Annotated in this window: 11 protein-coding genes; 8 read left to right on the top strand and 3 right to left on the bottom strand. The window is 67.6% G+C overall.

Annotation, left to right across the window (positions count from 1 at the left end; all coding sequences use genetic code 11):
- Window positions 1-9 precede the first annotated feature (9 nt).
- Together ABNQ38_RS03055 and ABNQ38_RS03050 are read right to left on the bottom strand one after the other, a co-directional pair.
- A complete protein-coding gene (locus tag ABNQ38_RS03055) occupies window positions 10-1,347 on the bottom strand; it encodes a hypothetical protein (protein ID WP_377805632.1) in 1,338 nt (445 codons plus the stop codon).
- A gap of 441 nt (window positions 1,348-1,788) precedes the next feature.
- Window positions 1,789-2,343 (bottom strand): sugar O-acetyltransferase, encoded by a 555-nt coding sequence (locus ABNQ38_RS03050; RefSeq protein ID WP_377806214.1) that lies wholly within the window; start codon window positions 2,341-2,343, stop codon window positions 1,789-1,791.
- 323 nt (window positions 2,344-2,666) lie between these two features.
- Between ABNQ38_RS03050 and ABNQ38_RS03045 the strand changes: the two genes are divergently transcribed.
- Window positions 2,667-3,077: a hypothetical protein gene (locus tag ABNQ38_RS03045; RefSeq protein WP_377805631.1), complete on the top strand. Its 411-nt coding sequence runs from the start codon at window positions 2,667-2,669 to the stop codon at window positions 3,075-3,077.
- Between the two features lie 98 nt (window positions 3,078-3,175).
- Here ABNQ38_RS03045 and ABNQ38_RS03040 read toward each other — a convergent pair whose 3' ends face one another.
- Window positions 3,176-4,366 carry a plasmid replication protein gene (locus ABNQ38_RS03040; protein WP_377805630.1) on the bottom strand — a complete coding sequence of 397 codons (1,191 nt, stop codon included), beginning with the start codon at window positions 4,364-4,366 and terminating at the stop codon, window positions 3,176-3,178.
- A 908-nt stretch (window positions 4,367-5,274) separates the two neighbouring features.
- Here ABNQ38_RS03040 and ABNQ38_RS03035 point away from each other — a divergent pair.
- From ABNQ38_RS03035 to ABNQ38_RS03005, 7 genes are all read left to right on the top strand, one after another.
- Window positions 5,275-6,150 carry a helix-turn-helix domain-containing protein gene (locus tag ABNQ38_RS03035; protein ID WP_377805629.1) on the top strand — a complete coding sequence of 292 codons (876 nt, stop codon included), beginning with the start codon at window positions 5,275-5,277 and terminating at the stop codon, window positions 6,148-6,150.
- 11 nt (window positions 6,151-6,161) lie between these two features.
- A complete protein-coding gene (locus tag ABNQ38_RS03030; protein ID WP_377805628.1) occupies window positions 6,162-6,830 on the top strand; it encodes a hypothetical protein in 669 nt (222 codons plus the stop codon).
- Between the two features lie 82 nt (window positions 6,831-6,912).
- Entirely contained in the window at window positions 6,913-7,989 is a 1,077-nt protein-coding gene (locus ABNQ38_RS03025) for a UV damage endonuclease UvsE (protein WP_377805627.1), read from the top strand.
- A 164-nt stretch (window positions 7,990-8,153) separates the two neighbouring features.
- Window positions 8,154-9,668 (top strand): PAS domain S-box protein, encoded by a 1,515-nt coding sequence (locus ABNQ38_RS03020; RefSeq protein WP_377805626.1) that lies wholly within the window; start codon window positions 8,154-8,156, stop codon window positions 9,666-9,668.
- A complete protein-coding gene (locus ABNQ38_RS03015; protein WP_377805625.1) occupies window positions 9,658-10,353 on the top strand; it encodes a response regulator transcription factor in 696 nt (231 codons plus the stop codon). Before ABNQ38_RS03020 ends, ABNQ38_RS03015 begins: the two co-directional genes overlap by 11 nt.
- Window positions 10,354-10,477: 124 nt before the next feature.
- Window positions 10,478-10,918, top strand: coding sequence for a response regulator transcription factor (locus ABNQ38_RS03010; RefSeq protein ID WP_247879936.1), 441 nt, complete (start codon window positions 10,478-10,480; stop codon window positions 10,916-10,918).
- A gap of 154 nt (window positions 10,919-11,072) precedes the next feature.
- Complete coding sequence (locus ABNQ38_RS03005; RefSeq protein ID WP_377805624.1) at window positions 11,073-11,801, top strand: helix-turn-helix domain-containing protein; 729 nt, start codon at window positions 11,073-11,075, stop codon at window positions 11,799-11,801.
- Window positions 11,802-11,837 lie beyond the last annotated feature (36 nt).

Below are 11,837 nucleotides of genomic sequence, written 5' to 3'. Positions count from 1 at the left end.
GGCCCCCAACTATCGCGATTTTCCGGCGAGCCAGTCGGTCAGTTTCTTCAGTTGCTGTTCGGCATCCCCGCTGCCGGCGGCGACCGCCCGCCGGTACCATGCGGCGGCCTGCTCCGGATCGGGGGCCAAGCCGCGGACATGCAGCCGCTCATGCACCAGCGGGTCGTGGGTCCGGCCGAGCGCGAAGGCCGCCTTCGCATTGCCGGTTTCGGCGACCATCTGGTAATAGAGCCGCGCGCCCGCCAGATCGCCGTGGGCGAACAGGTCGTCGCCCCGCTTCATCAGCGCCGCCTCCGGAATGCTGGACGGCAGCTTGGCCGGTTTGTGCACCACCTCCTCCCGCTTCTCCGCCCGCGGCGGCTCCGGCGGAGGAGCGGTCACCGCCGGAACGGCGGCGAGGGCGACGGTGGCCGGCGGGGGGGCAGCTGGGGGCTCCGGCGGCGGCTGAACGGCTGCCGGGGCCTCGGCCGGCGGGTCGGCCGGCGGAGCGACGGAAGCGGCTTGCTGCTCCGGCACCGGGATTGCCGGTGGGTCGGCGGGCAGACTGGCCGGTGCCTCGACGACCTCCGGTTCGCTTTGCTGCGGCTCCGGCGGTACAGGCGGGGAGGAGCTTCCGGACACCGCCGGTTCCGCCATGTCCGACTTTACCGCCGCCTCCACGACCTGCGCCGGGCCTCCCTGCGACGAGCCCCCCTGCGCCGGAGGGTTGGCGGCTGCATCGGCGACCGCAACAGCTTCGGCAATCGGCACCGCCAGCGTCACCGCCTGTCTGGCGACCACGCCGCCGCCATGATCGGTCACCGCCGTGATGTGCAGCGTCAGCGGAGCGGCGGTTTCCGGCGGCACGCTCAAAGTCAGGTCCGACAACTCCTCCTGCGGCACCTTCCAGGCCCCGTCGCCGCTCCGCTGGCCCCGCGACAGGCTGGCTCCCTCCGGCAAATTGTCGATCACTACATAGGTGACCGCCTCGTACTGCGGGTTCGGCTGGCCGTAGGGAGAGGTGACGGCGATGGACAGCGGGATCGGCTGCCCCGGCACGCCGCCCGATGTCTGGGCGGCGACGAAGGGCATCAGCCGCCAGTCGGTCGCCGCCTCGGCGGATTTCGGCAGCACCGTCGTGTGGGTGGCGACGGTGTCGACCTGCCGGGCGTTGGCAGGCGGCTTCTCGCGCACGACAAGCCAGGAGTCGAGCGTGCTGTCGGCCCCGCCATCCTCGCCCGGCGCTTCCCCGGCCGCCAGCAGGCAACAGCCGTCGAGCCGCCCGGTCACCCCATCAAGTTGCATCGGCAGCGCCAGAACCGTCAGCACGGCAAAGCAGGGGCGGACGCTGCCTGAGCCTGGGAGCAAGGACTGCCCGGCCTCCCGTCCGCGGCGGCGATGCAGAAAATCGCCGTGGGATAGGAAACGGCGCAGAAAACGGGGCTGCGTCTCGCGCATGTGGCATCCTCCCAGACAAAATCCCTCAAAACCCGCCTCGCCAGCAGATCGAATTCGGGACTTTTGAAAGACATGCGGCGATGTTTTACGCCGTCGATTGTTTCGAAATATTTGTTATCTTACCGATCTCTCGGGATCGTTTTATTTTAAGTGACAACCAAAGAAAAACAACCATCCCGTAGAGGGCGTTTCCCGTTTTGCGGCAAAGGGAGGATTACTCCGTAATCTTCGGATCCGCATCGGGCGGGGAGGTTCCGAACCCGGCCGCGGCATCCGCCACCGGAACGGGGTGCCACCACCGGTCGTGGCCGCACCCCATGAGCGGGATTTCAGGAAAAAGCGAAAGGCGGATCAACGCACCCTGGCCGGGTTTCCCATCACCGTGGCGCCGGCCGGCACGTCGCGCGTCACCACGCTTCCGGCACCGACGATGGCGTCGTCGCCGATGGTGACGCCCGGCAGGATCAGCGCAGCGCCGCCGATCCAGACATTGCGACCGATGTGGATGGGCCGCCCGAACTCCAGCCCGGCCTCGCGGGTGGCGAAATCGCGCGGGTGGTCGGCGGTCAGGATCTGGACGCCCGGCCCGATCTGCGTCTTGTCGCCGATGGTCACCGCGACGACGTCCAGGATGACGCAGTTGAAGTTGAGGAACACCCCGGCGCCTAGGCTGATGTTGTAACCGTAGTCGCAATGGAAGGGCGGGCGGATGACCGCTCCCTCGCCCACTGCGGCGAGCCGCTCCAGCAGCAGCGTGCGCCGGTCGCCGGACGGCAGGGCGAGCGCGGCGTTGTAGCGGACCATCCACTCCTTGGCGGCGGCCTGATCCGCCTGGATTTCCGGGGCCGAGGCGTCATAGAGATCGCCAGCCAGCATCTTTTCCTTTTCGCTGCGTCCATCGGACATCTGCATCGCTCATCTCCCAAGTGCATGCCCGCCGACGGTTGTCCGCCGGGGGGAGGCGATTAGAGCAGATGTCGGCCGGCCATGTGCCGACGCTTGAGGATGACCGGCACCCCACACATGGCGCGCCCTGGTTCGCGCCACCCTCGCAAGGTGTGACATACTTATACTTGTATGTATCTCATTATTATGTCCTAAAAAATGTATCTTTCTCTTGAGAACAACCTGATGCGCAATTAACGTCATCCTCATACGCGCATTCAATCCAACCTCACGGGCGAGTGCGCGCGTCCATGCTCCCCGGTCACGTGCAGGAGGATTCAGCGATGAAAAAACGGTTTGTTCTGGCGTTCGCTTTTGCCGTCGGCCTGTCGGGTCTGTTCGCAACCGCGGCGTCGGCGGCGACTTATGTCTGCGCCTCCGAAACCAACTGCGATAATTATACTCCGATCACGGCGACGCAATTGGCGCTGACCGCGCCCGATACAACGATCACCGTCCAAATGGCGCTGCAGCAATCGGCGGACGAGTCGCTCAAGAATGGCTACAACAGCATCGCGAAGACCGACCTTGGCATTACCAAATGGTGGCACAAGGGCGGCAGCACGACGCTCGATCAGACCTATTATCACATTACCGTCAGAATCTACAAAGACAACAAGTGGACCAAAACCTGCCACGCTTATGCCCTCAACATCGGCACGACCACGCCGAAATATCAGGCGACTTGCCAGTAACTGCTCAATCGTTTCTGGTCACTTGAAGAGGACGGCAAGCGGCCGGCGATTGAGGGCAAGCGTAAAGCCTGATGCGTCAGGCTTTACGCTCGACAGTGTCAGCCCTCGCCTTGGCCGCTGCGCGCACCCAGCAGAGCGCCGCGGCGGCGGCGCAGTTCGACGCTCTGGCCGGGGGAGATCGGCAGGAACTCCTTCGGTCGTTCGTCGCTGCCGGCGATGGTGCGGAAGGTGGCGGCGTTCGCCTCCTGGACGACGTTGCCGCGGCGGACCTGATCGAGGAATTTCTGGCTCGGCATCATGATGTATTCGATGTCGTTGATGCGCCGGCCATCCTTGGACACCGTCTTCTCGACCTGATCGAGGATTCCCTCCTCGACCAGCGATTCGACGGCGGAGGTCACGGTGCGCAGCGTGTCGCGCCGCCGGCTCCACTCGTTCATGCCGCTGTTGTTGATGATGTCGTCGGCCGACAGCGTCATCGGCGGCACATCGTGAACGCCGTCGGGCAGGCGGCTGAGGTCGAGGTCGCCATATTCGATGGACAGGCGGTTGTAGAGCCAGCGCGCCACCGGACTCTTCAGCCGCATGATCCACTGATAGGAGATCGGCTTGAATTCCAGGTTGCGGATGGCCGAGGCGACCAGTGCGTTGAACTCCAGATAGGTGTCGTTCTCGTCCTCCTCGCCGCCTTCGCCGGTGCGCGGACGGATGTAGAGGGTGGGGAAGACCGAGGATTCCAGCACCGGCCGCGCCGATTTGCGGCCGTTCTCCGGCATCTTGCTGATGATCATCCGGGTACGGGCGAGGATCTCCAGCGCCTCGCGGATCTCGGCCGTGTCCATGGTGCGGTTGACCGCGCGCAATTCCCGCCGGATCTCGTAGAGCGAGAAATGCACGCGCACGCGGTCCTGCTTGTCGCCCATCAGCGACAGGCGCGAGCGGTCCATGGCGAGGCGGCGCACCACCTGCTCGACGATCTGCTCGCGCTCCGACGGGAACACCTCATACTCGACCATGCGCTTTTCCGCCGGATCCTCGCCGGGGCCGGGCTTGGCCGGGCGGTAGATGCGGGCGGGCTGCAAGGTCAGCGAGAACAGGGCGTCCTTGAAGGGAAACTCCTTGTGGACCGACTGGACGAACGCGTTGGCGGCCGGCAGCTCCGGCTCGGTCCCCCGGCCTTTCGACACGAACACGAATCGCGGTGCCGTGTCGTAAAGCGCGATCATATGGGACTGACTGCGGTCCTCCATCTCGAACAGAGTCAGCTGGACCGCGTTCGCCTTGCTCATGCCTCATCCCTCCTCGCCACAGGCCACGATAGGGGCTCGTGTCGGACGGAGGCAACCGGCGGAGAGGATTGAAGCCCGAAGCCTGTGTCCCATTTGGCCGCGTTTGTGTAGGAACAGGCCGCGCCTGTGTCCCGAATGCCCGCGGTTGGACCGGAGCGCCCCCGGCCAACATCGACCGATTGGTCCCGCCCAGCGCGAATCGCGGGCGGAACGACGAAGCGCGGGCATTCGGGACACAGACTCGGGTTCGCCGATTCCACCGATTCCACCGTGCCGCGGCGACGAAGCGCGGGCAAATGGGACAGCCCCGGACATGGCGGACGCCAAACGCGAGCATTCAGGACACAAGCCGGGCCGCCGGGCATGCGGCGGACCGCCCAACCGCGGGCAAATGGGACCGAATGGAACCGAATCCCCTCTCCCTGGGGAGAGGGTCAGGGTGAGGGGGATGCACGGCGAGGATTCTCGGGAAAGCGCGCGGCGGCTCCCCTGGCCAATTCCCTTTTCATGAATTTTACCGAACAATCACAATAGCTTATTGCAGCCATCGACCCATTGCACCCCCGCAAGCTCAGCCCGACGACAGTCCGCCCGCCGAACCGCGAGCAAGTGGGACAACCTGTCCAGGGGACCGGCGGCGCGAATCCGGTGAAGCGCGGGCAAACGGGATCGGATCCGATTCGCAGTGCTGGCGCGACCAAAGCCGACCGAACCGCGGGCAAAGGCGACAGGGTCGCGGGTCGATGGGACAGAATCGCGGGCCAACGGGACACAAACGACTCTGTCCCATTTGCCCGCGATTCGACGGCCGGCACGACCGGCGGAATCCTTGCCCGCAAGTTCACCGGCCGTCCGGCAGCCTCACCCGCTGGCACCCGGCCGTTTCCCATGCCTTGCGGAGTTTCCCCATGTCGCCCAAATCGTCGCCGTCCACATCGCCCCCATCCGACGGACACCCTCTCGACACCCGCCGATGGGGCCGGATTCCCGCCTGGTGGCTCGACCATCCCGGCCTGGAGGCCGACGGCTTCGCCGTTCTGGCGGCGCTCGCCACCTTCGCCGACGACAGCGGCCTGTGCTGGCCGTCGCAATCGACGCTGGCCGCCAAGCTCAAGCGGTCGCGCCCGACCGTCAACCGCATCATCCAGGCATTGAGCGACCTCGGGCTGGTCGGCATCGAACATCGCCGCGGCCGCGACGGCGCCCGCCTGTCCTGCCTCTACCGCCTGCGCTTCACCCCGCTGGACGGCAGCGGGCCGGATACGGAACAGCGGGATGCCGCCGCCGAACATCGCCCTGTTCCGGCGGCCGACAGGGATGACTCCGTCACGCACATCCCCTGTCCGCCGGCGAGTCAGGAACAGGTTCAATTCAAACAGATTCCGGACTCGCTCGCTTCGGGCGAGCACACGGGGACACAGGCGGGCACGGAAGCGGGCGCTCAGTCACGACCGCAGGAGGTTCCGGAAGGCTGGATGCCGACCGCCGACGATCTCGCCTGGGCCAGGGCCCGCCATGCCGAGATCGACCTCGGCCGCCATGTCGAGGGCTTCATCCTGCGCTGCCGGGCCCATGGCTACCGTTACCGCGACGTCTCCTCCGCCTGGAGGGCATGGCTGTCGCAGGACGCCGCCGTCGGCAAGGCTCCCACCCTCTCCGGCAACCGCCCGGCCTTCGCCGCACCCGCCCACAAATCCGTCATGACCGAACAGCGCCTCGGTGCCTGGAGTGCAGCCGCCGACGAACTGCGCCGACGCTCCGCCACCGCTCCCGCTTGGCGATGAAGGGACGACCGATGACCGCAGGATCCAGAAGGGCCGCCCCCGGTAGGGCGACCGTCACCGCTTTGTCGCGGCCCCACCTTCCAACGTCGCCGGCCGCCGCCTTCGACCCGACCCTGCCTGCGCCCCAGCGCCGGATCCGGCTGACCGCCGCGCTGCCGCCGCCGCTTCAGGAGCTGCTGGCCCAGGGCCGCACCGACCGGCGCCCGCGCTTCGGCGAGGATGGCTTCGACGGCATGATCGAACAGTGGTTTCCCCCGGCGGGCGTCACCGCCGCGCAGGCGTCGCTCGCCCGCCAGACCCTGGAGGAGCTGTCCGGGACCGTGCTGGCACCGGCCGATTGCGACCATCTGCTCGGTCGCGTGCTGACCCTGCTCAGCCATTTCCCGGCCAAGGGTCTGTCGCCCGAGGTCGAGCGGATGATGGCGCTCGACTGGGCCGAGGATCTGGGGGAATACCCGGCCTGGGTGATCGACGCAGCCGCCCGCCACTGGCGCCGCAGCCGGAAATGGCGCCCCTCCATCGCCGAGATGCGCGCCCTGTGTGAGGAGCTCTGCGCCCCGGAACGCGCCCTGGCCGACCGGCTGCAAGCCCTTGCCGACGCTGTGCCGTGCGGAGCGGCGGCCCCGGATCCGCGGGCACTTGCGACGGGAGCGCTGCGCCGCATGGGCCAGATGGGATGACCCCGGCCGCAATCGGCCTGCGGTGGAAGCGCCGGGTCTGCGGTCCATATTAAGCGGCCCGTCCGCTTCCTCATGCCGACCGATGCCCGACACCTCCGCTCCGATGCCGCCGTCCGCCGCCCGTTTCGGCTGGTGCTGCCAGTATGTTCCGCCCGATGGCGACGCCGGACTTGCCAAGCGCATGAATCCCGGCACCGTCACCATCGCGACGTTGAGCAGGCTGAGCCCGGCCCGTGCCGAGGAAAAGCTGTCGGAGGTCCTGCGCCGCAACCTCCAGGCCCTGCATCTGCAACTGGACGAGGTCGCCCGGCATCCGGCCTACCGCCGCCTGCTGCGCGTCAACAGCGGGCTGCTGCCGGCCTACACGCACGAGGTCGGACGGCCGCTCTACCGCCAGCCCGGTGTCCAGGCGCTGGTGCGGAACGGGCTGGAGCATGCCGGCCGCAAGGCGATGGCGGCGGACATCCGCATCGGACTGCATCCGGACCAGTATTGCGTGCTGAACAGCGCCAATCCCTCCACCCTCGACAATGCGGTGGCGGAGCTGGAGTACCATGCCGACATCCTGCGGATGATGGGTCTGACCGGCGGCTGGCATCCGCGGGGCGCACACGTCAACATCCATGGCGGCGGGCGCGGCGAGGGGATCGCCGGCTTCCGCCGCGGTTATGCCCTGCTGTCGGAGGATGCACGCAACCTGCTGACGGTCGAGAACGACGAGATGTCCTTCGGCCTGGACGACCTGCTGCCGCTGGCTGACACGGTGCCCATCGTGCTCGACCTCCACCATCATTGGGTCCGCACGCAGGGTGAGTATCTGCGTCCCGACGATCCGCGCATCGCCGTGGTCGCCGGCTCCTGGCGCGGGGAGCGGCCGGTCGCCCACATCAGCGTGTCGCGCGAGGATCTGCTGGCCGACTGGCCGGCCGACAGCCTGCCGGACTATGCCGCCCTGGCGGCGCGCGGGCTGACGACCAGGGATCTGCGGGCGCATTCGCAGCGCATGTGGAACCATGCCGTCAACCGGCTGGTGGCGGAGCATCTCTCCTGGGCCGATTTCGAGGTGGAGGCCAAGGCCAAGAACCTCGCCGTCGACGATCTGGAGCAGGACGCCCTGCTGAGCGGCGCCATCTCCGCCCCGGCTTCCGCCGGTCCCTGATCGCTGGACCCCGATCGCCGGTCTTGACCCATGGTTGCACTCAACTACTCTGTTGCCGACGAAGAAAAGAGGTCGAGGGTTGGGACGTGGCGGACGATAGCCGGGATGATAACCGGGCCGATGACCGGGAACGGAACCTGGGTGCTCTGTCGCAGTTGCAGGCGATGCTGGACACCGTGCCCGACGGGGTCGTCATCATCGACGACCGCGGCCGGATCACGTCGTTCAACCCCGCCTGCGAACGGCTGTTCGGCTGGACCGCGGCGGAGGTGGTCGGCCGCAACGTCAACATCCTGATGCCCGCCCCCTACCGGGAGGAGCATGACGGCTATCTGGAGCGCTATCACCGCACCGGAGAGCGCCGGATCATCGGCATCGGCCGCGAGGTGACCGGGCAGCGCAAGGACGGCTCCTGCTTCCCGATGGATCTGTCGGTGGGGGAGGCGAGCCAGGACGGCCCGCCGGTCTATATCGGCATCATCCGCGACCTCACCGCATCCAGGCAGGCCGAGACCGCGCTGCGCGAGCGCGAGGCGCGGCTGGCCTCCATCCTCCAGACGGTGCCGGAAGCCATCATCGTCATCGACGAGAGGGGGCTGATCGAATCCTTCAGCCTGGCGGCCGAACGGCTGTTCGGCTATGCGGCGGCGGAGGTGGCCGGGCGCAACATCAGCATGCTGATGCCGTCGCCCTACCGCGAGCAGCATGACGGCTATCTGGAGCGCTATCACCGCACCGGAGAGCGCCGGATCATCGGCATCGGCCGCATCGTGTCGGGCCAGCGGCGCGATGGCTCGGTCTTCCCGATGGAGCTGGCGGTGGGGGAGGTGCTGCTCGCCGGCCGGCGCTGCTTCACCGGCTTCGTCCGCGACCTGACCGAGCGGCAGGCCACCGAGCGGCGCTTGCAGGAACTCCAGTCGGAGCTTCTGCATGTCAGCCGGGTCAGCGCCATGGGCCAGATGGCCTCGACGCTTGCCCATGAGCTGAACCAGCCGCTGACCGCCGTCATCAACTACGCCAAGGCCGCCAAGCGCCTGATGGAACGCCCGGAAACGGTGTCCAAGGCGATGGACATGGTCGACAAGGCGAGCGCCCAGGCCACCCGCGCCGGCCAGATCATCCGCCACCTGCGCAGCTTCATCGAGAAGGGCAAGACCCACCGCTCCGTCGAATCCCTCAACAAGGTGGTGGAGGAGGCGAGCGCGCTCGCCCTCGTCGGCGCCAAGGATCGCGGCCTGCATGTGCGCTTCGACTTCGAGCCGGCCGATCCCCAGGTGCTGATCGACAAGGTGCAGGTCCAGCAGGTGATCCTCAACCTCGTCCGCAACGCCATCGAGGCGATGGGCGGCGCGCCGGGCGGGCAGCGGGTGCTGACCGTCCGCACCGGCCCCGAGCCGGCGGACGGCGGCTTCCGCCGCGTCTCCGTCACCGACAGCGGTCCCGGCGTGCCGGAGACTGTGCGCGCCCAGCTGTTTCAGCCCTTCGTCACCACCAAGAGCAGCGGCATGGGGCTGGGCCTGTCGATCTGCCGTTCGATCATTGAAGCCCATGGCGGCCGCCTGTGGCTGGAGCCGGCTGCCGAATTCCCCACCGAGCCGCCGTCCACCGGCGCCAGCTTCGCCTTCACCGTCCCACTGTCCACCTCCCTGTCCGCATCGGATGCCGCCGATGCCAGCTGACGTTGCGCCCGACATGACCGCCGACCTCACCGTCTTCATCGTCGATGACGACGACGCCATCCGCGATTCCCTCCAAATCCTGCTGGAATGCGCCGGCTTCCGGGCGGAAAGCTTCGACACCCCGCTCGGCTTCCTGGAGTCCGACGCGCCGTCGCGGCCGGGCTGCCTGCTGGTCGATGTCCGCATGCCGCAGATGAGCGGCCTTGACGTCCAGGAACGGCTGACCCGCGACGGCCACGCCATCCCGGTGGTGGTGATGACCGGCCATGGCGACGTGCCGCTCGCCGTCCGCGCCATGAAGGCCGGCGCGGTCGATTTCGTCGAGAAACCGTTCGAGGAGGAGGCGCTGCTCGCCGCCGTCCGCTCCGCCCTGGCCCGCGCGGCGGACAGCCGGACGGCGCAGGATCCCCCGCCGGCCCCCGCCCCGGAACAGCCGGCTCCACCGCCCGCCGCCGCCCCGCCGGAGGTGCTGGCCCGCCTGTCGGCCCTGACGCCGCGCGAAATCGACGTGCTGCGCTGGCTGGTGGCCGGAAAGTCGAACAAGGTCATCGCGTTCGAGCTGTCGATCAGCCCGCGCACCGTGGAAATCCACCGCGCGCGGGTGATGGAGAAGATGCAGGCCGACAGCCTGCCCACCCTGGTCCGCATGGCGATTGCCGCCGGTGTCGTTCCCGGCGGCGGCTGATCTGCATCAAAAGCGCGCCGCATACGCATTGCTCCGTATATCGGCGCCCCCGGCCTCCTTTTATCTTCCATGACGCGCCGCACCGTCGGCGCTGTTTGTCTGTTATGGAAGTTCGGAGGTCGTCATGGATCGCCTGGGCAATGAGTCGGGCAACGAGCCCGGCAGCGGGCCCGGCAGCGTGTCCGGCGGGATGCCGGGTGCCGGCATCGTCCACATCGTCGACGACGATGAGCCGGTCCGCGACTCGCTGAAAGCGCTGCTGGAAGCCTTTTCCTTCGATGTGCGGGACTTCTCGTCCTGCCGCGAATTCCTCGACCGCTACGACGGAAACCCCAAGGGCTGCCTCGTTCTCGACCTGCACATGCCGGTGATGAGCGGGCTGGAGTTCCTGGAACGCCATCGCGGCGACCTGCACGGCATGCCGGTCATCATGGTGTCCGGGCGCGGCGATCCCGCGACCTTCGCCCGTGCCAGAGAGGCCGGCGTCATCGCCGTGCTGGAGAAGCCGTTCGACGAGGACCAGCTGATCGACATGCTGAACGGCCTGATGCCGGCCGCCGCCTGATACGGCCACCCGATATGTAGGTATACTTACGTACGCAAACTTCCTTAGGTACATCACCGAACTGCACAGGGCGACAGGGGAAAGTTAGCTTCGGGCCATCGGATGCACACCGGGACGAACCGGACCGCATCGCACCGTCAAGGCCGAGGTCACCATGTCCACGCACGCCGCCATTGCCGCCCACGCCAACCGCGCCGTTCCTGGTTACCTGGTCTCCGCCCTGGCGATGACGCCGAACGCCGCGGTCGGTGCCGCCCTCCAGCCGCGCAACCCCGCCGACCCGCTCGCCAGCCTGGGCCACGCCAAGGTCTACGAGCGTGAAACCACGGTCTTCACCGAGGGCGATGCCGCCGGTTCGGTGTTCCGGGTGATGAGCGGCATGGTCCGGCTCTACAAGATGCTGCCCGACGGCCGCCGCCAGATCATCGGCTTCCTGCAGGCCGGCGACATGATGGGGCTGGCCTTCGCCGCCCAGTATCTCTACACCGCCGAAACCGTGACGGCGACCACCATCCGGCGCATCCCGCGCCTGGAGCTGGACGCCCTGATGGATGCCCAGCCGGCCTTCGCCCGCAAGCTGCTGTCGGCCACCACCTCGGAGCTGGTGGCGGCGCAGGACCAGATGGTTCTGCTCGGCCGCAAGACCGCCGCCGAGAAGGTCGCCACCTTCCTGCTGCGCCTCAGCGACCGCAAGGGCGGCGAGCAGACCATTGACCTGCCGATGGGCCGCAGCGACATCGCCGACCATCTCGGCCTGACCACCGAAACCGTGTCGCGCACCCTGACCAAGTTGAAGTCGAGCCGCCTGATCCGCATCCTGGTCGGCGGCAAGCTGGACCTGCTGGACCGCGACGCCCTGGCCGACCTCGCCGGCGGCTTCTGACCCCCACCGCATCCTTTTAAAAATTCTGGCCGAACA

Source organism: Azospirillum sp. A29, from assembly GCF_042604625.1.
Taxonomy (GTDB): Bacteria; Pseudomonadota; Alphaproteobacteria; order Azospirillales; family Azospirillaceae; genus Azospirillum; species Azospirillum palustre.
The sequence above is the reverse complement of the archived record's forward strand: the minus strand, read 5'-3'. Positions and strand labels throughout refer to the sequence as shown.